Here is a 21,222-nt window from a genome sequence, read left to right as displayed (position 1 = left end):
CCCACGCTCACTTCGTTCGCGTGGGGGGGCGCAGCCCCCCCATCTCCCGAAAACGCATCCGTCGGAACACGCGGCGGCCCAGCGAGTGCCGACATGAACCTGTCGCGCCCCTTCATCACCCGCCCCGTCGCGACGACGCTGCTCGCGATCGGCGTCGCGCTCGCGGGCCTGTTCGCGTTCGTCAAGCTGCCGGTGTCGCCGCTGCCGCAGGTCGACTTCCCCACCATCTCGGTGCAGGCGTCGCTGCCCGGCGCGAGCCCCGAGACCGTCGCGACCAGCGTGACGAGCCCGCTGGAGCGGCACCTCGGCTCGATCGCCGACGTCTCCGAAATGACGTCGACGAGCACGGTCGGCAATGCCCGGATCATCCTGCAGTTCGGGCTGAACCGCGACATCGACGGCGCCGCCCGCGACGTGCAGGCCGCGATCAACGCGGCGCGCGCCGACCTGCCCGCCGCGCTGAAGAGCAACCCGACCTACCGCAAGGTCAACCCGGCCGACTCGCCGATCATGGTCGTGTCGCTGACGTCGGAGACCTCGTCGCCCGCGAAGCTGTACGACGCCGCGTCGACGGTGCTGCAGCAGTCGCTGTCGCAGATCGACGGGATCGGCCAGGTGTCGGTGAGCGGCTCCGCGAACCCGGCCGTGCGCGTCGAGCTCGAGCCGCAGGCGCTGTTCCACTACGGGATCGGCCTCGAGGACGTGCGCGCGGCGCTCGCCTCCGCGAACGCCAACGCGCCGAAGGGCGCGATCGAGTTCGGCCCGCAGCGCTACCAGCTCTATACGAACGACCAGGCATCCGAGGCGTCGCAATACCGCGACCTCGTCGTCGCGTATCGCAACGGCGCGGCCGTGCGGCTGTCCGACCTGTCCGACGTCGTCGATTCGGTCGAGGATCTCCGCAACCTCGGCCTGTCGAACGGCAAGCGCGCGGTGCTCGTGATCCTCTACCGCTCGCCCGGCGCGAACATCATCGACACGATCGACCGCGTGCGCGCGGCGCTGCCGCAGCTCACCGCGTCGCTGCCGGCCGACATAACGGTCACGCCCGTGCTCGACCGCTCGACCACCATTCGCGCGTCGCTGAAGGACACCGAGCACACGCTGCTGATCGCGATCAGCCTTGTCGTGATGGTCGTGTTCCTGTTCCTGCGCAACTGGCGCGCGACGCTGATCCCGAGCGTCGCAGTGCCGATCTCGATCGTCGGCACGTTCGGCGCGATGTACCTGCTCGGCTTCTCGATCGACAACCTGTCGCTGATGGCGCTGATCGTCGCGACCGGCTTCGTCGTCGACGATGCGATCGTCGTGCTCGAGAACATCTCGCGGCATATCGAGAACGGCAAGTCGCGCATGCAGGCCGCGTTCGACGGCGCGCGCGAGGTCGGCTTCACGGTGCTGTCGATGAGCATTTCGCTCATCGCGGTGTTCCTGCCGATCCTGCTGATGGGCGGCATCGTCGGGCGCCTGTTCCGCGAGTTCGCGCTGACGCTGTCGCTTGCGATCGCGGTATCGCTCGCGGTGTCGCTTACGGTGACACCGATGATGTGCGCGCGCCTGCTCCCCGAGTCGCACGAACCGCAGAACGAAGGCCGCTTCGCGCGATTCCTGGAACGCTGTTTCAGCCGCATGCAGCGCGGTTACGAACGCTCGCTGTCGTGGGCGCTGCGCCGGCCGCTGCTGATCCTGCTGACGCTCGTCGCAACGATCGGCCTGAACGTCTACCTGTACATCGTCGTGCCGAAGGGCTTCTTCCCGCAGCAGGACACCGGGCTGATGATCGGCGGCATCCAGGCCGACCAGTCGACGTCGTTCCAGGCGATGAAGCTGAAGTTCTCCGAGATGATGCGGATCGTGCAGGGCAACCCGAACGTGAAGAGCGTCGCGGGCTTCACCGGCGGCACGCAGACCAACTCGGGCTTCATGTTCGTCACGCTGAAGGATCGTACCGAGCGCAAGCTGACGGCCGACCAGGTGATCCAGCAACTGCGCCCGCCGCTGGCGGACGTCGCGGGTGCGCGCACGTTCCTGCAGGCGGCACAGGACATCCGCGTCGGCGGCCGGCAGAGCAACGCGCAGTACCAGTTCACGCTGCTCGGCGATTCGAGCGCCGACCTGTACAAGTGGGGGCCGATCCTGACCGAGGCGCTGCAGAAGCGCCCCGAGCTGACCGACGTGAACTCGGACCAGCAGCAAGGCGGCCTCGAGGCGATGGTGACGATCGACCGCGCGACGGCCGCGCGGTTCGGCATCAAGCCCGCGCAGATCGACAATACGCTGTACGACGCATTCGGCCAGCGCCAGGTCTCGACGATCTACAACCCGCTGAACCAGTACCACGTGGTGATGGAAGTCGCGCCGAAATACTGGCAGAGCCCCGAGATGCTGAACCAGGTGTGGGTCAGCACGTCGGGCGGCAGCGCGAACGGCTCGCAGACCACCAACGCGGCTGCCGGCACCTACGTCGCGACGTCGGCCGGCACGTCGAGCGCCGGCACGGCCGCGCAGAGCGCCGCGGCGATCGCGTCGGACTCCGCGCGCAACCAGGCGCTCAACGCGATCGCGGCGAGCGGCAAGTCGAGCGCGTCGTCGGGTGCGTCGGTGTCGACGTCGAAGTCGACGATGATCCCGCTGTCGGCGATCGCGACGTTCGGGCCGAGCACGACACCGCTGTCGGTCAACCACCAGGGGCTGTTCGTCGCGACGACGATCTCGTTCAACCTGCCGCCCGGGGTGTCGTTGTCGCAGGCGACGCAGGTGATCTATCAGACGATGGCGCAGGTCGGCGTGCCGCCGACGATCGTCGGCAGCTTCCAGGGCACCGCGCAGGCGTTCCAGCAGTCGCTGAACGACCAGCCGATCCTGATCCTCGCGGCGCTGCTGGCCGTCTATATCGTGCTCGGGATCCTGTACGAGAGCTACATCCACCCGATCACGATCCTGTCGACGCTACCGTCGGCCGGTGTCGGTGCGCTGCTCGCGCTGCTGCTGTTCAAGACCGAGTTCAGCATCATCGCGCTGATCGGCGTGATCCTGCTGATCGGTATCGTGAAGAAGAACGCGATCATGATGGTCGACTTCGCGATCGACCAGACGCGCCACTACGGCAAATCGTCGCTCGACGCGATCCACGAGGCGTGCCTGCTGCGCTTCCGCCCGATCATGATGACGACGATGGCTGCGCTGTTCGGCGCGCTGCCGCTCGCGTTCGGCAGCGGCGACGGCGCCGAGCTGCGCGCGCCGCTCGGGATCGCGATCGCCGGCGGGCTGATCGTGTCGCAGGTGCTGACGCTCTATACGACGCCGGTCGTCTACCTGTACATGGACCGTTTCCGCGTCTGGGCCGAGAAGCGGCGCAACCGCCGAGGGAATTCCGGCGGGCCGGCCGTCGCCGGGGAGTGATGGAAGCGGCCGCCCGCCGGGCGGCCGCTCGCCGCGCTTGCGCATCGGCAGCGATCGGCTATCGTGAGTCCATGCCCACCGCGGGCCCCTTCACGGGGACACGCCATGAACGTCCAGCTCAACCATACGATCGTCTGGTGTCGCGACAAGCGCGCGTCGAGCCGCTTCCTCACCGAGCTTCTGGAACTGCCGCCGCCGACGCCGTTCGGCGCGATGCTGGTCGTGCCGCTCGACAACGGCGTGTCGCTCGATTTCTACGAACAGGCAGGGGACATCCGGTCGCAGCATTACGCGTTCCTGCTCGACGAAGCCGGCTTCGACCGCGTGCTGGCACGCATCCGCGAGCGCAGGCTGCCGCACTGGGCCGATCCCGCGAAGCGGCAACCCGATGACATCTACCGCCACAACGGCGGCCGCGGCGTGTATTTCGACGATCCGGACGGCCACTTCCTCGAAGTGATGACGCAGCCTTATGTGCTGAACGGTCAACTCGGCTGACGGGCCGGCATTGCGCCGGCCGTTGTTGCGCTGCGAGAAACCGGCCCGAGTGCCGACCTGCTTCGGACGACACCCGGCCGGGGGACGTTACCGGGCCACTACCCGGCTCGGCCGCTACTCGGCCGTTACCTCAGCCCCTACACGACCATTACTCGGCCGCTGCCGCCGTCTTGCGCGGACGCCGCGCGCGCGGTGCCGCCTTGCGGGCCGGTTTCTTCGGCTTGGCTTCGGCGGGCGCCTCGACAGCCGCCTCGGCCGGTGCGGCAGCCACCCCGCCGCCGACATCGCCGGCCGCCGGCTCGACGTGCGTCACCGCGGCGGGCCACATGTCGCCCTGCTCCGGATCGCGATGCGGGTCGCCCGCATGCTTGCCGTGCGCGTGCTTGTCGCCGCCGTGCTTCGCCGCGCCATGCCCGGCGTCGTCCGGCCGCCCGGCCGACTCACGGCCTGCGCTCTTCGCGGCGGCGCCCTTCGTCGCGCCGGTCTTCTTCGCCGCGCTCTTGCGCGCACGCTTGCGGCCATCCTTCGCATCGCCGTGCGCCTCGGCTGCTTCGACCGCTTCGGTCGTTTCTGCCGGCACGACTGCCGCGATTTCGGTGGCTTCGGCGGATTCGGCCATCGCCGCGTCGTCCGCGTCGACCTGCACCGTTTCATGCACGACGGCTTCCGCCCGCTGCTCGCGACGTCGCGGCTCGCGGCCGGCCCGCGCCGGCTCCGCCGCGCGCGCGCCGTGGTGGCCGCCGTGGTGTGCGGCCCCGCCTTCGCCGGCCTGCGCAACCTGCTCCGCAGCCGCCGACTGGCGTGCCCGCGACACGAACGCACCCGACTTGTCGTCACGCCCCACTTCGAGCAGGCCGCGCGCCTGCGCCTCGTCGAGCAGGTTGCCGAACGCGCGGAATCCGTAGTACGACTCGTTGAAATCCGGCTTGCGCCGCTTGATCGCGCTCTTCAGCACCGACGCCCAGATCTTGCCGACATCGTCCCGCTCCGACGCGAGCGCGTCGAACGTCTCCACGGCCAGCGCGATCGCCTCGGCCTTGCGCGCGTCCAGGTCGTGCTTGCGCGACGCCGCCGGCTCGTCCGGCCGCTTCGCGCCGCCGTTGCCCGCGCGCTGCTGCTGTTCGCGCTTCGCGAGCGTGCGCTGCTGCTCACGTACCAGATCGTCGTAGAAGATGAATTCGTCGCAGTTCGCGACCAGCAGGTCCGACGTCGATTTCTTCACGCCGACGCCGATCACCTTCTTCGCGTTCTCGCGCAGCTTCGACACCAGCGGCGAAAAATCCGAGTCGCCGCTGATGATCACGAACGTATCGACGTGCGACTTCGTGTAGCAGAGGTCGAGCGCATCCACGACAAGCCGGATGTCGGCCGAATTCTTGCCCGACTGGCGCACGTGCGGAATCTCGATCAGCTCGAAGCTCGCCTCGTGCATCGACGCCTTGAAGCCCTTGTAGCGATCCCAGTCGCAATAGGCCTTCTTCACGACGATGCTGCCCTTCAGCAGCAGGCGCTCCAGCACGGGCTTGATGTCGAACTTCTCGTACTTCGCGTCGCGCACGCCGAGCGCGACGTTCTCGAAGTCGCAGAACACGGCCATGCTGACGTTGTCCAGGGGTAATGCCATGTGTACTCCAACCGGTGGGCCGCTGCGTTGTATGACGTAGCGGCGAAAAATGCATCGCGCACATGATAGCCGGTCGGCGCGTCATTCCCGCATCCGTGTGAACGAATGGCGGCAGGAAGGCCCGTCGCCGGTACGCCCCTTAATACACACCCGCCGCACGGGCAAATCGACATTACACTTGAGTTATCGGTCGTCCGTCCCTATCTGGGAGGACGACGCATCGAGCAAGGAGCGGTTTCATGACGACGAAGGTACTGCTGATTGGCGCGACCGGCCGAACGGGCCAGGCCTGCGCGGATCTGCTGCTCAAGCAGCCGGAGTTCGAGGTCACGGCGCTCGTGCGCCGGCACGGCTATGCGCTGGCGGGCGCGCGGGTGGTCGAGGCCGATCTGACGAACGATTTCTCGCACGCATTCCAGGGCATCACGCACGTGATCTACGCAGCCGGATCGGCCGAATCGGAAGGCGCGGCCGAAGAGGAGCAGGTCGACCGCGACGCGGTCGCCCGTGCGGCCGAATACACGCTGGCCTACAACGCGCAGAAGCTCGTGGTGATCAGCTCGCTGTCCGCGTACCGGCCCGAACTCGGTCCGGACGCGCTGCGCCACTATTCGCAGATGAAGCGCGAAGGCGACGATCGCGTGATCGCGTCGGGTGTCGACTACGCGATCCTGCGCCCCGGCCCGCTCACGGACGATCCGGGCGTCGGCAAGATCGCGCTGACCGACGCGTGGTTCGACGGCGCCCCGCCCGTGTCACGCCAGGACGTCGCCTGGGCCGCGATCGAGGCGATCAAGCTCGGCATCTCGCGCAAGATCGTCGGCTTCGTCGGCGGCAGCGTGCCGATCGAGCAGGCCTTGCGCGCCTAGCGCCCTCACACGCGCCGCCGCGCGGCGGTGCGCCGATCCGTACCGGCGGCCCGCACGACGGGCCGCCTCGACGCTTGACGCACGCGGTGCCCCGGTGCCCCGGTGTCCGTTTACTGCTTCGGATGCGCGTCGGCCCACGCCTTCACGGCGGCGAGCGTGTTCTCGACGTGCTTGTCGGGCGACATGCTCGTGTATTCGTAGAGGATCTTCCCTTCCGGCGAAATCACGTAGGACACGCGGTTCGCGCGGTCGATCGCCGGCAGTTTCGCGTCGTATTCCCGGATGATCTTCGCGTCCGGATCGGCCGCGACCGGGAACTTGCTCCGGCACTCGCTCACCGAGAACTTCGTCAGCGTGTCGATCTTGTCGGCGGATACGCCGATCACCGTCGCGCCGTAAGCCTTGTAACGGTCGACTGCGTCCGCGAACGCGTGCGCCTCGATCGTGCAGCCCTTCGTGAACGCAGCCGGGTAGAAATAGAGCACGACCGGCCCCTGCTTCAGCGCGTCCGCGAGCGCGTAGGTGTAGGTCTTGCCGCCCAGCGACGCCTGCGTCGTGAAATCGGGCGCCGCGGCGCCCGGCTTCAGTTCCGCCTGCGCCATCAGTGCATGACCGGCCACCAGCGCCGCCACGGCGGCGCCCAGCAACAGTTTTCGCTTCATCTGCATCCTCATTTCTTATAAAGTCAGCCTCGATGTGGGCCACGCAGGCGTTCGCCTGTCGAACACTTGCGTGACCGATTCGGACCCGCGGCAGCGCCATCCGCGCCCGGCCCGTTAAAGATTCCGCACAGTCTGCCGTTATTCCTTCCGGACAACCGGTTCCAGCCCTTCACGTCAGCGAGAAACATGGAAGCCAACAGGAAACAGACGTCACGCAAGGGCTCCTGGCGCAGCGCCTTGCATACGCTGCGCCGCTTCGCCTGGTCGGGCGGCGCGCTGATGCCCGCGCGCGCCGGCGCCCCGCGCCGCGACGACTCCGTACGCAACTGGCTGGAACAGACGGTTGGCACGGTGGATTTCCTCGCCCATGTCGACCGCGAACTGCGTTTTCTTTACGTGTCGGACGCGAGCCTGCGCTTCATCGGCTACCACCGCGACTACCTGCACACGCTGACGCTGCGCGACCTGATCGCCGAACAGGATACCGCGGCGCTCGAAGGCCTGCTTGCGCGCGCCGCGCGTTCCGGCCAGGTCGAGAAGGCGACGATGTGCATCGTGAAATCGCTGACCTACCCGCTCGACGTCGAGATCCGCGCGTTCAAGAGCCGCCACCACGGGGTGGACGGGTTCGCGATCGCGGCGTTCGACGTGTCGTCGTGGCGCGCGCTCGAGGCGCGCCTGACCTACGAGATGCACCACGACCCGATGACGGGCCTCGACAACCTGTCCGCGCTCGTGCCCGCGCTGATGCGCGCGCAGCAGGCCGCCGACGAGGGCGGCACCTGCGCGGCGCTGCTACTGCTCGACCTCGACGACTACCAGCGGATCAACCGCGCGCTCGGCTACGACGCGGGCGACACGCTGCTGCGCGAAACCGCGCAGCGGCTGAAGGCGCTCGTCACGCAGAACGAACAGCTCGCGCGCGTCGCGAGCGACAAGTTCGCGGTCGTGCTCAGTGCGCCGGACCGCACGCAGGCGAGCAATGCCGCCGATGCACTCGCACGCCGGCTGCAGGCCGCGGTGCGCCAGCCTTACGTGTACCAGGGGCAGACCGTGCACCTGTCCGCGAGCATCGGCATCGCGCTCTACCCTGACGAGCGCGCCGCCCCGCATCGCGCGCAGCACCACAGCCCGCTGCTGCGCCGCGCCGATCACGCGCTCGCGCAGGCAAAGGCATCGGGCGGCAACGCGCTCGCGTTCCACGCGCCCGTCGACGACCCGGCGGACGCCGAACGGCTGAAGCTCGAAGCCGACCTGTACGACGGCGTGCGCAACGGCGAGTTTTCGCTCCATTTCCAGCCGATCACGCGCAGCCAGTCGGGCGCGGTGGTCGGCGTCGAGGCGCTGATCCGCTGGCGCCATCCGGTGCACGGCCTCGTGCCGCCGGCGACCTTCATTCCGCTCGCCGAATCGATCGGCCTGATCAACTATCTCGGCAACTGGGTGCTCAAGGCCGCGTGTATGCAGCTCGTCGCCTGGGACCGCCAGGGGCTCGCGCTGCAGTACGTGGCGGTCAACGTGTCGCCGCAGCAGTTCCGCGACCCGCGCTTCACGCAAAGCGTGCGCGAGGCGATCGCGCTGACGGGCATCGACCCGCGCCGCATCGTGCTCGAGATCACCGAAAGCCTGCTGATGCACGATCCCGCGCAGGCGAAGGGGCTGCTCGAGGAGCTGACCGATCTCGGCATCCGCTTCGCGATCGACGATTTCGGTACCGGTTATTCGAGCCTCGCGTATCTGCAGCGCTTCCCGCTCGCGAAGCTGAAGATCGATCGCAGTTTCGTCGAGAACCTGCTGACCTCGCGCAACGACCGCGCGATCGTGTCGGCCGTGGTCGGCCTCGCGCAGACGCTCGATCTCGAGCTCGTCGCGGAAGGCGTCGAGACCGAGGCGCAGCGCGAATTGCTGACGGAAATGGGCTGCAACCATATCCAGGGCTGGCTCGTCTGCCAGGCGCTGCCGTCCGAGGAGCTTGCGCGGCGCTTCGAGGCCCATCAGCTGCACCTGCACGCCGCCGCCTGACGCGCGGCGAACCGGACAGATCCGTATGTCAATCACCGAACACCTGCCCCGCACCGCGTTGCTCGACAAGCTGTGGGCCCGGATGAACGAACGGGGCGATTTCCCGTTGCTGTCGGAATCGCTGCGCGCGACGATGGCCGCGATGAAGAACGACGACCTCGACTTCACCGCGCTCGTGCGCGTCGTGCTGTCGGACTTCGCACTCACGCAGAAAGTGCTGCGGCTCGCGAATTCCGCGATGTACATGGCGTTCGGCGGCAACATCACGACCGTGACCCGCGCACTGATGGTGCTCGGCATGGATGCCGTCGGCCACCTGGTCGTCGGGCTCAAGCTCGTCGACCATTTCCACCACAGCACGCCGCGGCGCATCGACGCGAAGCTCGAACTGAACCGCGCGCTGCTGTCCGGCTGCGTCGCACGCAAGCTCACCGAACGCGTCGAGCTGCGCGCGGGCGAGGAAGCCGTCGTCTGCACGCTGATGCGCCAGGTCGGCAAGCTGCTCGTGGTCTGCTATCTCGACAGCGAATGGGACCGGATCCGCCGCCGCGCGGCCGAACTGAACGGCGACGAAGCGGCCGCCTGCATCGACGTGCTCGGCGTCGGCTTCGACGAGATCGGGCTCGAGGCGGCCGCGCGCTGGCGGCTGCCCGACGTGATCCGCGCGGGGATGGCCGACCACGACCACGTGGTCCGCACCGACGCGTTCGGCAACGACGAGGACGACCTCGATGCGGGCGAGGTGTCCGATGACGGCCCGACCGAGCGCGTCCGCTGGCTGCGCGAGATCAGCCGCTGCTCGACCGACGTCGCGGGCGCGCTCGTGATGCCCGCGAGCCCGCAGCGCGACGCGCGCATCGCGGCGCTCGCGCAGCACTACGGCGCGGAACTCGGCATGGAACCCGACGCGCTCGTCGAGATCGCCGAGCGGCTCGCGCGCGAGGAAGCGAGCGACACCATGATGCGCGAGATCGTCGAGCTGCGCGCGAACGCCGATGCGATCGCGCGCGCACAGGCCGAGCCCGAGGCGTGCCTCGAAGCCGGCCTCGCGGACCTGCGCGCGCTGCCGTCCGAGCACGTGCTGACGCCGGTACTCGCGCTCGCGTCGGAAAGCCTGCTGGCCGGCCTCGCGTTCACGCGCACCGTGATGTTCGTGCGTCACGACGACGGCATGTTCGCCGCGCGCCTCGGCTTCGGCCCCGGCGTCGATACGATGCTCGACCGGCTGCGCTTCGACGAGCGCTTCGAGCCGGACGTGTTTCATCTCGCGATCTCGAACTCGGTCGGCATCTTCATCGAGCAGGCACGGGAGCCGAAGATGCTCAAGCGCCTGCCCGCGTGGTATCTCGACGCGTTCGACGACACGCGCGCGTTCGTGCTGCTGCCCGTGCGCGTCGGCACGACGACCGTCGCGCTGCTGTACGGCGACTGGGCCGGCGCGCAGCCCGCGCGCAAGATCACGCAGCAGGAGATGGGCGTGCTCAACGAGCTCGCGCGCGAACTGGGCCGGTTCTTTCCGGCGTGACGCGGCGCCGGCCGCTCCCCGCCGTTTTCGGCGGTTTCACACCCTGTTTCGCATCCTGTTTCACACCGTTCCCCGCCTGCAAAAGCAAACCGGCCGCATGAGCGGCCGGTTTGCTTGCATCGTGCGATCGAACGCAACGCTTACTTGAGCGTTACGGGCACGCTGAAGTACTTCTTCGCGAGGTTGTCGATCGTGCCGTCGGCCTTCAGGTCCTTCAGCGCCTGATCGAGCGCGGTCTTCAGCGCCGCGTCGTTCTTGCGCAGGCCGAAACCGACGCCCGAGCCGAGGATCTCGGCGTCGCTCACGGTACCGCCCGCGAACGCGAAGCCCTGGCCCTGCGGCTTCGCCAGGAAGCCCTTCGAACCGGCTTCCGCGTCCTGGAACGTCGCGTCGAGACGGCCGGACTTCAGGTCGGCGTAGGCCAGGTCCTGCGTCTGGTACGGCACGACCTCGACGCCTGCCGGCGCCCACTTCTTCTTCGCGTACGCTTCCTGGATCGTGCCCTGCAGCACGCCGACGCGCTTGCCCTTCAGCGATTGCGGGGTCGGCAGCAGGCCGCTGCCCTGCTTCGCGATCAGCTGGTTCGGAATGGTGTAGATCGGATCGGTGAACGCGATCGCATGCTTGCGCTGGTCGGTGATCGTCATGTCCGAGTTGATCGCGTCGAACTTGCGCGCCTGCAGCGCCGGGATCAGGCCGTCGAAGTCGTTCTCGACCCACACGCACTTCGTCTTCAGCTTCGCGCACACCGCGTTGCCGATGTCGATGTCGAAGCCGGTCAGCTTGCCGTCGGGCGTCTTGTATTCGAACGGCGCGTACGAGGCTTCGACGCCGAAACGGATCTCCTTCAGATCCGCGGCAAACGCGCTGCCTGCCGCCACCGCCGATGCCGCCACCACCGCATGCGCGGCCACTTTACGCCAATCCAACTTCATCAGGTGCTCTCCTCGATACTCGAATGTTCCGGAACTACGGGCGCTTGCATCATTGCAGGGTCGGATGACCACGACAATCGCGATGCCACGCCGTGATGCGGCGCAACAGCCGCAAGGCCGCGATTGTACCAATCCGCGCGGCCCGATATGGCAAAGCGGGCGACGTCGCGCGATGCTGCGGTGCGTGCGCGGCGCCGGTCAGGCGATCCGCCGAACTTGCAAAACGGTGTCGCAAATACGCAAGCCGGGGGCGCGTGCCGTCGGCCCCCGGCATGCGGGCGACGACGACGGGATACCGACAGGTTGCGGGTCAGGCGCGGGCCGCGTGCCGTCGCGGCAGCGCAATCAGCAGCCGGTCGGGACATGCGCTCAAATAAGCGCCGCGATCGTCTCGCGCGTCGTGTCGATGACGAGCAGGCCCGCGCGCAGGCCCGGCTTCACGGTCGGGTTCGGAAAGACGATCCGTTCCTCGTCGTGCGTCACCGTGTAGCGGTAGTCGCCGTCCTGCGCGAGCACCGTGCCGCGTGCAAACGCGGTGAAGTTCGCGACGTCGGCCGCGACGAACAGCTCCAGCGCATCGCTCTGCTTCGTGATCTGGTCGATCACCGTGAACACGCGCGGCAGCGACGAATGATCGCCCTGCGCGACCGCATCTCCCGCCACGCCCGACACGAGCTTGCGCACCGCGCGATCGGCCGGTGCGAAGCGCGTCAGGTCGTTCTGGCCGAACGGGCGCACCTTGCCGAGTTCCAGCGTGCACGCGAGCGCGCCGCAGTGCTCGGCCGTGAAATGCGAATACGTATTGCCCTTCGCGGTATGCAGCAGCACGGCCGCGATCCGCGCGTCGCCGAGCCATTCGAACATCGTGCGCGTCGGCGGCGTGCCCGTGTGCGGCAGCAGTGCGAACTGCTCGAACACCGACGCGCGGATCGCCGTGTGCATATCGATGTGCCAGCGCGCAGCGCCGGCCGGCGCGTCCGCGAAGAACGCGACGGCCGCCGCTTCCAGCTGCGCGGCGCGCGGTGCTTCGCGGCTGGCGGGCACCTGCGCATGACGGCCGCTGAACAGGCGGTTCAGGTCGTCGTCGAGATAACGCTCGCCGGCACGCATCGCCGGCACGTTGCCGAGCACGACGAGCAGCCGGCACGCGAGCGGCAGCGCGCCCGATGCGAGATCGCGCACGAGCATCGACAGCAGCTCGATCGGCGCCGTCTCGTCGCCGTGCACACCGGCCGACACGAGCACGCTCGGGCGCGCCGCGCCGGCGGCCGCGGCCGGTTCGAGCGCGAGCAGACCGTCGCCGCGCCATGACCAGCGCACGGCGCCGGCCGCGCAGGTGCCGTCCGTCACGGACGGCGCGCTACCGGCCAGCGTGAACGCGAGGAAGTCGTCGAGCAGCGCGTTGGCCGGCATCCGTGCTTCAGCGCTGGAAGTCATACAGCGAACCGACGCGCAGGATCTGCGTGAGCTCGTCGAGCGCCGTGCGCGATTCGTCGAGCAGCGCCGGATCGGCGAGGTCTTCCGGTGCGAGGCGATCGCGATAGTGCCGGTCGATCCACGTGTCGAGCGACGTGAACAGCGTGTCGTTGATCCATACGTTCGACGTGACGGCCGCGCGTTCCGCGTCGTTCAGCACGACACGCAGGCGCAGGCAGGCGGGGCCGCCGCCGTTCTTCATGCTTTCGCGCAGGTCGAACACGAGCACGTCGTGAATCGGGCCGTTGCCGGCCGCGAGTTCGTCGAGATAAGCCGCGACGTTCCCGTTCTCGCGGCATTCCTGCGGCACGACGAGCACTTGCGAGCCGTCCGCGCGCGACAGCAGCTGGCTGTTGAACAGATACGACGTGACCGCGTCGTTCACGCTCACGGCCGCCTCGGGCACCTCGATCACGTTCAGGCGCGCGCCGCGTGCGTCGAGCGCGGCGGTCAGCGTGTCGTAGATCGCCTGCTTGTTGACGAACGCGCGCTCGTGCGTGAACAGCGTGTCGCGGTTGCCGACCGAGATCACGTCGTTGTGGAACACGCCCGCGTCGATCACGTCCGGGTCCTGCTGCGCATACACCGTCGCCTCTTCGGCGAGCCCGTGGCGATGCGCGACCGCGCGGCTCGCCTCGAACGTCTGGCGTGCCGGGAAGCGCTTCGGCTCGGGGCCGCGGCGATATTCCGCGCGGCCGTACACGAAGAACTCGATGCCCGGCTTGCCGTATTCGGCACAGAAGCGCGTATGGTTCGCCGCGCCTTCGTCGCCGAGTGCCGGCGTGCCGGTCAGCGCTTCGTGCACCGCGAAGTGCGCGGGATCGGCGAACAGCGTCGACAGCGTGCGGCGCGTCGCTTCGTGTTCGATCGCGCGATGCAGCTTGCTGCACAGGTTCGCCGGCGTGAAGTGCACGCGGCCGTCGCTCGTGTCGGCCGATGGGCTGACGGTGGCCGCGTTCGCGGTCCACATCGCCGATGCCGAGCTCGCGGCGGCGAGCAGTTCGGGCGCCTGCTTCGCGGCCTTCGCGATCACGTCCGCGTCCTTGCCCGAGAAACCGAGCTCGCGCAACAGGCGCAGCGACGGCCGCTCCTGCGGCGGCAGCACGCCTTGCGCGAAGCCGAGATCCGCGAGCTGCTTCATCTTGCGCAGCCCCTGCTTCGCGGCGGCCTTCGGGTTCGCGGCCGACTTCTCGTTGTTGAGCGACGCCACGTTGCCGAACGACAGGCCGGCGTAGTTGTGGGTCGGGCCGACGAGCCCGTCGAAATTGGCTTCTTGTGCGTTCATCGTCGTTCCCTCGATCAGAAGTGCAGGCCCGGCGACAGGCTCGCGGGCAAAGTCAGTTGCGTGCTTTCCACCGACGCCATCGGATACGCGCAATAGTCGGCCGCGTAGTACGCGCTCGGGCGATGGTTGCCCGAGCGGCCGGTGCCGCCGAACGGCGCGGCGGACGATGCGCCGTTGGTCGGACGGTTCCAGTTGACGATCCCCGCACGGATCGTGCGGCGGAAGTGGTCCCATGCGTTCGCGTCGTCGGCCAGCAGGCCGGCGGACAGGCCGAACGCCGTGTCGTTCGCGCGCTCGATCGCTTCGTCGAACGTCGCGTAGCGGACGATCTGCGCGAGCGGGCCGAAGTGTTCTTCGTCGGGCAGGTTCGCCACGCCCGTCACGTCGACGATCGCCGCGTTCACGAAGCCCAGGCGCGGATCGCGCTGCGTCATCGCGATGATCGGCTTCGCGCCCTGCTCGATCAGGCGCGACTGCGCGTCGACGAGCTTCGCGGCCGCGCGCGCCGAGATCACCGCGCCCATGAACGGCTGCGGATCGGCGTCGAACACGTCGGCCGTGATCTTCGACGTGACGTCGGCGAAACGCGCGAGGATGCGGTCGCCGAACGCGCCCTGCGGCACGAAGATGCGGCGCGCGCACGTGCAGCGCTGGCCGGCCGACAGGAACGCCGACTGGATCGTGTGATGGACGGCCGCGTCGATGTCCTCGACTTCGCCGATCACGAGCGGATTGTTGCCGCCCATCTCGAGCGCGAGCACGATTTCCGGACGGCCGCCGAACTGGCGGTGCAGCAGCGTGCCGGTATCCGAGCTGCCGGTGAAGAACAGCCCGTCGATCTGCCGGTGATTCGCGAGCGCGATGCCCGTGTCCTTCTCGCCCTGCACGAGGTTCAGCACGCCGGCCGGCAGCCCGGCTTCCTGCCACACCTCGACCGTCGCGCGCGCGACGCCCGGCGCGAGCTCCGACGGCTTGAACACGACCGCATTGCCGGCGATCAGCGCGGGCACGATATGGCCGTTCGGCAAGTGGCCGGGGAAGTTGTACGGGCCGAACACCGCGACGACACCGTGCGGGCGGTGGCGCAGCACCGCGACGCCGTCGGCCATGTCCTGGCGCTTCTCGCCGGTGCGTTCCTGGTACGCCTGGATCGAGATACCGACCTTCGCGGCCATCGACGCGACTTCGGTGCGCGCTTCCCACAGCGGCTTGCCCGTCTCGCGGCCGATCGCGGTCGCGATCGCTTCCTTGCGTTCATTGAGCAATGCAGCGAAACGCTTGACGATCGCGCAGCGCGATTCGAAGTCGAGTGACGACCAGCCGGCGAATGCGCGACGCGCGCTCGCGACCGCACGGTCGACGTCGGCCGCCGACGCGCTTTCGCCCTGCCATGCGATCTCGTCGGTGCCCGGGTTGCGCGAAGCGAACACGGGGCCCGAGCCTGCGACCCAGGCGCCGTCGATGAAGAGTTCCGTCATGATTCGTTTATCCCTGTTTGACTTTGAGCGGCAGCACGCGGACCGGATCGCCGGCCTTCACGTCGAGCGCGGCGGCATCGTCGGCCGACAGCACGAACGAGCCGTTCGCGACCACGCCCGGCGCGACGCCGACGCGGAAATCGGTGAGCGACGTGTTCGACACGAGTGACGTCGGCGGATGATCGCCCTGCGCGTCGGGCACGCCGATCGCGACCGGCACGACGACGCTCTCGCGCACCGTGCGCAGGTCGTTGACGTGGCATTCGAGCACCGGGCCCGCGTCGAAGATGTCGACGTGGTTCTGGTAGCGCAGCCCTTCCGCCTCGAGCATCTTGCGGGCCGGCAGCGTGTCGCGGTGCGTGAGGCCGACCGCGTTCTGCGCGTCCTGCGGCAGCAGGTCGACATACACCGGATAGCGCGGCATCAGTTCCGCGAGGAACGACTTGCGGCCGTGCGAGCTGAGATAGTCGGCCGCGTTGAAATCGATCTGGTAGAAGTGCGAACCGACGGCACGCCAGAACGGCGACGTGCCGTCGTCGTCGAAGTGGCCGCGCAGTTCCGCGCAGATGCGTTCCGGGAAGCGTTCGCGGAACTGCGCGATGAACATGAAGCGCGAGCGCGACAGCAGGCCGCCCACGCCGCCCGTGCGATAACGCGGGCTCAGGAACAGCGAGCACACTTCCGCGTAGCCGGTCAGGTCGTGCGAGATGTTCAGCGCGTGCATGCGCGTCCACACGCCGAGCTCCTGGCTCGCATGCACGACCGTGCTCACGCGGTAGTTGTAGAACGGCTGTTCGAGGCCGACCTGCGACTCGATCCCGCATACGCCCGCGATGTCGCCCGTCTTCGATTCTTCCATCACGAAGAAGTAGCCGGCTTCGCCTGCGGCGGCCTCGCCCTCGAGCGTGCGGCGCGTGCGCTCGATGCGCGCGGCGAGCGCGTCGCGGTCGGGCTTGAACGTGGTCAGGCCTGGCCCGGTTTCCTTCGCGAGCGACACGAGCGCGTCGACGTCGCCCGTTTGTACGACCCGAACGACGATCATGCTGCGTCTCCCTTCAAATCTTCATCGTCGCGGCGGTGCAGTGGCACGCAGCGCACGACATCGCCATCCTTCACATCGAGCGCCGCGCGCACGTCGCCGGCGAGCGGTGCGTCAGCCGCATCGCCCGGCAGGTCGGCCAGCACGCAGCGGAACGATTCGCCGCTGCCCGTCGACACCATGTACGCAACGTCGCCCTGCTGGTGCGCGGCCTCGCGCACGACGCGCTCCGTGCCGTGCTTCACGCACGCGGTGCGGTCGACCTGCGCGGTGAGCACCGGGCCCGCGTCGAAGATGTCGACGAAGCGGTCGGGCTCGAAGCCTTCCTCGAGATGGATGTCGTAGGCGAGCAGTGCCGATTCGTTCGGTTCACCGAGCACGCGCTGCGCGGCTTCCGGCAGCAGCGGCACGTAGAGCGGATACGCCGGCATCACTTCCGCGATGAAGGTGCGGCTGCGGCCGCCCGACGCGATGTCGACGTCGGTGAAGTCGCGGCCGAAGAACTTGCGGCCCACCGCTTCCCAGAACGGCGACGCGCCCGTGTCGTCGCTCACGCCGAGCAGCAGCGTGAACACTTCCGGCGTGAAGCGGCGGCGGTTCGCGGCGATGTACATCATCCGGGCGCGCGAGATCAGGTGCGCGGCCGCGTCGCCGCGCAGCGACGGATCGACGTAGAAGCCCGCGAGCCGGCTCTTGCCGGTCAGCTCGTGCGACATCGTGAGCGCGTGGATCTTGCGGTTCACGTGCAGCTCGCGCGACGCGTGGATCAAGGCGTCGTTGCGGAACGCGTAGAACGGTTCCGAGTAACCGGCCGCGGCCACGATGCTCGCCGTGCCGAGCAGCTTGCCCGTCGACGAATCCTCGAGCACGAAGAGGTAGAACTCCTCGCCGGCGAAGTCGACGTCCGCGCGAAACGAATCCTCCGAGAGCGCCACGCGCGCTTCGAGCGCCGCGCGGTCGTGCGGCAGCGAGTGCAGGACCGGTTGCGCGGTGCGCGCCATGTGCGCGAGCGCATCGAGATCCGTGAGTTTGCCGGGGCGAACAAATAGCATCGTCGTTCCTGTCTGCGATGGGTGCGCCGATCAGCGCGCGGTGGCTTCCTGGGCGGCGAGCACTTGTTCGACGGCCTTCTCGAAGCGCTTGACGCCTTCGTCGAGCAGGTCGAACGGGATCACCAGCGACGGGACGAAGCGCAGCACGTTCGGGCCGGCGATCAGCATGATCAGGCCGTTTTCTGCTGCCGCGGTGACGAAGTCCTTCGCGCGGCCATCGAATGCGGCAGTGAGTTCCGCGCCGACGAGCAGGCCCTTGCCGCGCACGTCCTTGAAGATGCCGAAGCGTGCGTTGATGCGCTCGAGCGCGCCCTTCAGGCGCACGCTGCGTTCGCGCACGCCTTCGAGCAGTGCCGGGTCGCCGATCAGTTCGACGACCTTGTCGGCGATCGCCGATGCGAGCGGGTTGCCGCCGTACGTCGTGCCGTGCACGCCGACCTTGAAGTGCGCGGCCAGTTCGTTGGTCGTCAGCATCGCGCCGATCGGGAAGCCGTTACCGAGCGCCTTGGCGGTCGTGAGGATGTCCGGCGTGACGCCCGTGTCCATGTACGCGTAGAACTGGCCCGTGCGGCCGACGCCCGTTTGCACTTCGTCGAAGATCAGCAGCGCGTCGTTCGCGTCACAGGCTTCGCGCAGTGCCTTCAGGAATGCCGGATCGGCCGGGATCACGCCGCCTTCGCCTTGCACGGGCTCGACGATCACTGCGCAGGTTTGCGGGCCGATCGCGGCCTTCGCGGCTTCGATGTCGTTGTACGGCAGGTGCGTGATGCCGGCCGGCACGGGGCCGAAGCCTTCCGAGTACTTCGGCTGGCCGCCGACGCTGACCGTGAAGAACGTGCGACCGTGGAACGACTGCACGAACGAGATGATTTCCACCTTGTCGGCGCCGTGGCGGTCGAACGCGACGCGGCGCGCGAGTTTCAGGGCGGCTTCGTTCGCTTCCGCGCCCGAGTTCGCGAAGAACGCGCGGTCGGCGAAGGTCAGCGATTCGAGGCGCTTGGCGAGGCGCAGCACCGGCTCGTTCGTGTAGCCGTTGCCGATGTGCCAGAGCTTGCGGCTTTGTTCGTCCAGGACTTTCAGCAGTTCCGGGTGGCCGTGGCCGAGCGACGTCACCGCGATGCCGCACGCGAAATCGATGTACTCGCGGCCGGCCGTGTCCCACACGCGGGAGCCCTCTGCGCGATCCGGCACGAACGGCGCGGGAGAAAATACCGGCACCATCACTTCATCGAATGTCTGGCGGGTCACGGTCGAGGTCGTCATGGTCGTTCCTTTCGGTTTCGTAAGAGGGTTCAACAGGATCAAGTTTAGGTAAGGGTGACGCAAGCGTCTTGCGGAATTGCGACGGGTTCTATCGGAAGCGGATAGTGCGCTTTATTTTGCCCTCTCTCTCCGGGCGGGGGGCGTGGAAGCTTGTCTGGTTTTGGGGCTTGTGGGTCGTGTGCTTGCCTTTGTCGTGAAGCACCTGTGAGCTTGTCGGTCTATTAGCGTCGCCCCTGCGCGGGGCGGCGGTTACTTTTCTTTGTCTTGCCAAAGAAAAGTAACCAAAAGAAAGGCGCTGTGAGAACGCATGACTTCCCGGTGCCGTGGTTCCCGGAGTGGACACCGCCTAAGTGTCCGCGCCAGTCAGGAGCGCGGAGTGGTTCGAGCAATGGTTCTGACACCACTCCCTACCCAACAGAGCGGTATACCACCCGCCAGCTCCGCCCTCGCTTCGCTCGGCCGACAGGTACACCCCCTCCAGTAGCGCATAAGGTCAATCCTCCCGGCAATCGCACGCGCAAGTACCCCGAACTCAGCAAATCAAGGGCACACCCTCATTCACAAGGAAAAAGGGACGCAGCGACCCATCACGAAAACACACGGCCACCGACGGTATCAAACACGTACAGATGACAAGCAGTCCGACAGGTACGAATGGTGTGAGTAAAGAGCGTCGATTTGCTGACCAGCGCTGGTAAAAGCGCAAGCGCATGAAACGCGACGGGAGGTACCTTGCAGCCGAGCGAAGCGAGGATGGAGCTTGCGGGTGGTATACCGCTCTGTTGGGTAGGGAGTGGAGTCAGAACCATTGCTCGAACCACTCCGTGTTCCTGACTGGCGCGGACACTTAGGCGGTGTCCACTCCGGAAACCATGGCACCGGGAAGTCATGCGTTCTCACAGCGCCTTTCTTTTGGTTACTTTTCTTTGGCAAGACAAAGAAAAGTAACCGCCGCCCCGCGCAGGGGCGACGCTAATAGACCGACAAGCTCACAGGTGCTTCACGACAAAAGCAAGCACACTGCAAAAAAACCTGAAATCAATCCTTCCCACGCTCGACGAGCGCCCCACCCCGCGGTTCACTGCCCCCGCCGGTCTGCTTCTCGAGCCACGCTCGCCTATCCTCCCGAGGCGTGACCCCGAACCTTTCGCGGTACGCGTTGGAAAAATGCGCAGCAGAAGAAAACCCACAGGCAAGGCTAACCTGCACAACCGACTTGCTGGTCCGCTGCAACTGAGTCCGGGCCTTGAGCAACCGGAGGTTGAGGTAATACTTCGAGGGCATCGCCCCGAGATACTGTCGAAAGAGCCGCTCGAGCTGCCGGCGTGAAACGCCGACGAGTTCGGCGATCTCGTCGGTCGTCAACGGATCCTCGACATTGGCTTCCATGAGCAGCAACGCATCGTTCAACCGAGGATGCCGCTCGCCCGGCGCAGTCACAAAGGGAATCCGCTGCCGCTCTTCGCCGCTCCGCAAAGTCCCGACCCCGAGTGCATCGGCAATCCGCTCCGCGAGGTCCGCCCCATGTTCCCGGCCAATCATGGCCAGCATGAAATCCACGGTAGCCTGCCCGCCCGCGCACGTCGCGCGATCCCGGTCGATCTCGAAGATCTGCTGCGTGACGATCGACCGCTCGAACTGTTCGGCGAACTGCTGATACGTCTCCCAGTTCACGCTCACCCGGTACCCGGAAAGCTGCCCGGCCATCGCCAGCCACCACACGCCATGATGAATTCCGGTCACGAGCGGCGTGCGCTGCCCGACCCGCGCGAGACTCGCGAGAAACAACCGATAGTCGGCAAACTGCTGAAACCGCTCCGACACGACGATGACCCAGTCGCATGCGATCGCGTCGTTGAACGCCGCATCGGCATGCCACTGCGCACCGCCGGCAAGCGGCACGGGCCGCCCGTCCCACGAACACACCTGCCAGCGATACAGCAGCCGCCCGTCGATCTCGTTCGCGAGGTTCAGCGCATCGACGATCGGACCCACGCCCGACATCGACACGGGCGGCAATGCAACGATCGCCACCTGCATCGTGCGGGTGGCGCCTGCGGGACGAGACACCGGTACCACGTATGAAACCCGC

The 21,222-nt window shown here is 67.5% G+C and carries 15 protein-coding genes; 5 read left to right on the top strand and 10 right to left on the bottom strand.

All coding sequences use genetic code 11. The features are described from left to right. The first annotated feature begins 93 nt into the window (after positions 1-93). Positions 94-3,402 carry an efflux RND transporter permease subunit gene (locus E9536_RS13130; protein WP_136469947.1) on the top strand — a complete coding sequence of 1,103 codons (3,309 nt, stop codon included), beginning with the start codon at positions 94-96 and terminating at the stop codon, positions 3,400-3,402. A gap of 105 nt (positions 3,403-3,507) precedes the next feature. Further along, positions 3,508-3,900: a VOC family protein gene (locus E9536_RS13125; protein ID WP_136469946.1), complete on the top strand. Its 393-nt coding sequence runs from the start codon at positions 3,508-3,510 to the stop codon at positions 3,898-3,900. Between the two features lie 148 nt (positions 3,901-4,048). Here E9536_RS13125 and E9536_RS13120 read toward each other — a convergent pair whose 3' ends face one another. After that, positions 4,049-5,524 carry an NYN domain-containing protein gene (locus E9536_RS13120; RefSeq protein WP_136469945.1) on the bottom strand — a complete coding sequence of 492 codons (1,476 nt, stop codon included), beginning with the start codon at positions 5,522-5,524 and terminating at the stop codon, positions 4,049-4,051. Between the two features lie 239 nt (positions 5,525-5,763). On the opposite strand from E9536_RS13120, the gene E9536_RS13115 reads away from it, so the two are divergent. Then, complete coding sequence (locus tag E9536_RS13115) at positions 5,764-6,393, top strand: NAD(P)H-binding protein (RefSeq protein ID WP_027787962.1); 630 nt, start codon at positions 5,764-5,766, stop codon at positions 6,391-6,393. Between the two features lie 110 nt (positions 6,394-6,503). On the opposite strand, the gene E9536_RS13110 is transcribed toward E9536_RS13115, so the two are convergent. After that, positions 6,504-7,055, bottom strand: a complete 552-nt coding sequence (locus tag E9536_RS13110; RefSeq protein WP_021161764.1) for a peroxiredoxin — start codon at positions 7,053-7,055, stop codon at positions 6,504-6,506. 279 nt (positions 7,056-7,334) lie between these two features. On the opposite strand from E9536_RS13110, the gene cdpA reads away from it, so the two are divergent. Both cdpA and E9536_RS13100 read left to right on the top strand, forming a co-directional pair. Then, complete coding sequence (gene cdpA / locus E9536_RS13105; protein ID WP_194290282.1) at positions 7,335-9,077, top strand: cyclic di-GMP phosphodiesterase CdpA; 1,743 nt, start codon at positions 7,335-7,337, stop codon at positions 9,075-9,077. A 25-nt stretch (positions 9,078-9,102) separates the two neighbouring features. Beyond that, complete coding sequence (locus tag E9536_RS13100) at positions 9,103-10,602, top strand: HDOD domain-containing protein (RefSeq protein ID WP_027787963.1); 1,500 nt, start codon at positions 9,103-9,105, stop codon at positions 10,600-10,602. A gap of 140 nt (positions 10,603-10,742) precedes the next feature. Here E9536_RS13100 and E9536_RS13095 read toward each other — a convergent pair whose 3' ends face one another. From E9536_RS13095 to E9536_RS13045, 8 genes are all read right to left on the bottom strand, one after another. Next, positions 10,743-11,537 carry an ABC transporter substrate-binding protein gene (locus tag E9536_RS13095; RefSeq protein ID WP_059695483.1) on the bottom strand — a complete coding sequence of 265 codons (795 nt, stop codon included), beginning with the start codon at positions 11,535-11,537 and terminating at the stop codon, positions 10,743-10,745. A gap of 369 nt (positions 11,538-11,906) precedes the next feature. Next, positions 11,907-12,950, bottom strand: a complete 1,044-nt coding sequence (gene astE / locus E9536_RS13085) for a succinylglutamate desuccinylase (RefSeq protein WP_211097462.1) — start codon at positions 12,948-12,950, stop codon at positions 11,907-11,909. A gap of 7 nt (positions 12,951-12,957) precedes the next feature. Next, the gene (gene astB, locus E9536_RS13080; RefSeq protein ID WP_021163198.1) at positions 12,958-14,298 is read right to left on the bottom strand and encodes an N-succinylarginine dihydrolase; all 1,341 of its coding nucleotides are present in this window, start codon (positions 14,296-14,298) and stop codon (positions 12,958-12,960) included. Positions 14,299-14,312: 14 nt separating this feature from the next. Then, positions 14,313-15,776: a succinylglutamate-semialdehyde dehydrogenase gene (gene astD, locus E9536_RS13075; RefSeq protein ID WP_136469943.1), complete on the bottom strand. Its 1,464-nt coding sequence runs from the start codon at positions 15,774-15,776 to the stop codon at positions 14,313-14,315. Between the two features lie 7 nt (positions 15,777-15,783). Beyond that, complete coding sequence (gene astA / locus E9536_RS13070) at positions 15,784-16,818, bottom strand: arginine N-succinyltransferase (protein WP_136469942.1); 1,035 nt, start codon at positions 16,816-16,818, stop codon at positions 15,784-15,786. Beyond that, the gene (aruF, locus tag E9536_RS13065) at positions 16,815-17,867 is read right to left on the bottom strand and encodes an arginine/ornithine succinyltransferase subunit alpha (protein ID WP_027787969.1); all 1,053 of its coding nucleotides are present in this window, start codon (positions 17,865-17,867) and stop codon (positions 16,815-16,817) included. The genes astA and aruF overlap by 4 nt, the downstream gene beginning before the upstream one ends. A 30-nt stretch (positions 17,868-17,897) precedes the next feature. After that, entirely contained in the window at positions 17,898-19,130 is a 1,233-nt protein-coding gene (locus tag E9536_RS13060; RefSeq protein ID WP_027787970.1) for an aspartate aminotransferase family protein, read from the bottom strand. Between the two features lie 1,038 nt (positions 19,131-20,168). After that, a complete protein-coding gene (locus E9536_RS13045; RefSeq protein ID WP_027787973.1) occupies positions 20,169-21,209 on the bottom strand; it encodes a GlxA family transcriptional regulator in 1,041 nt (346 codons plus the stop codon). Positions 21,210-21,222 lie beyond the last annotated feature (13 nt).

This window comes from Burkholderia sp. LS-044 (genome assembly GCF_004803625.1).
GTDB lineage: Bacteria > Pseudomonadota > Gammaproteobacteria > Burkholderiales > Burkholderiaceae > Burkholderia > Burkholderia cepacia.
Note: the sequence above shows the minus strand (reverse complement) of the source record. Positions and strands in the feature narration are given on the sequence as shown.

Bases quoted from the DNA above. Each gene is read 5' to 3' on its own strand.
- E9536_RS13130 (WP_136469947.1), top strand. From the start codon at position 94: ATGAACCTGTCGCGCCCCTTCATCACCCGCCCCGTCGCGACGACGCTG.
- E9536_RS13125 (WP_136469946.1), top strand. From the start codon at position 3,508: ATGAACGTCCAGCTCAACCATACGATCGTCTGGTGTCGCGACAAGCGC.
- E9536_RS13120 (WP_136469945.1), bottom strand. From the start codon at position 5,524: ATGGCATTACCCCTGGACAACGTCAGCATGGCCGTGTTCTGCGACTTC.
- E9536_RS13115 (WP_027787962.1), top strand. From the start codon at position 5,764: ATGACGACGAAGGTACTGCTGATTGGCGCGACCGGCCGAACGGGCCAG.
- E9536_RS13110 (WP_021161764.1), bottom strand. From the start codon at position 7,055: ATGAAGCGAAAACTGTTGCTGGGCGCCGCCGTGGCGGCGCTGGTGGCC.
- cdpA (WP_194290282.1), top strand. From the start codon at position 7,335: ATGCCCGCGCGCGCCGGCGCCCCGCGCCGCGACGACTCCGTACGCAAC.
- E9536_RS13100 (WP_027787963.1), top strand. From the start codon at position 9,103: ATGTCAATCACCGAACACCTGCCCCGCACCGCGTTGCTCGACAAGCTG.
- E9536_RS13095 (WP_059695483.1), bottom strand. From the start codon at position 11,537: ATGAAGTTGGATTGGCGTAAAGTGGCCGCGCATGCGGTGGTGGCGGCA.
- astE (WP_211097462.1), bottom strand. From the start codon at position 12,950: ATGCCGGCCAACGCGCTGCTCGACGACTTCCTCGCGTTCACGCTGGCC.
- astB (WP_021163198.1), bottom strand. From the start codon at position 14,298: ATGAACGCACAAGAAGCCAATTTCGACGGGCTCGTCGGCCCGACCCAC.
- astD (WP_136469943.1), bottom strand. From the start codon at position 15,776: ATGACGGAACTCTTCATCGACGGCGCCTGGGTCGCAGGCTCGGGCCCC.
- astA (WP_136469942.1), bottom strand. From the start codon at position 16,818: ATGATCGTCGTTCGGGTCGTACAAACGGGCGACGTCGACGCGCTCGTG.
- aruF (WP_027787969.1), bottom strand. From the start codon at position 17,867: ATGCTATTTGTTCGCCCCGGCAAACTCACGGATCTCGATGCGCTCGCG.
- E9536_RS13060 (WP_027787970.1), bottom strand. From the start codon at position 19,130: ATGACGACCTCGACCGTGACCCGCCAGACATTCGATGAAGTGATGGTG.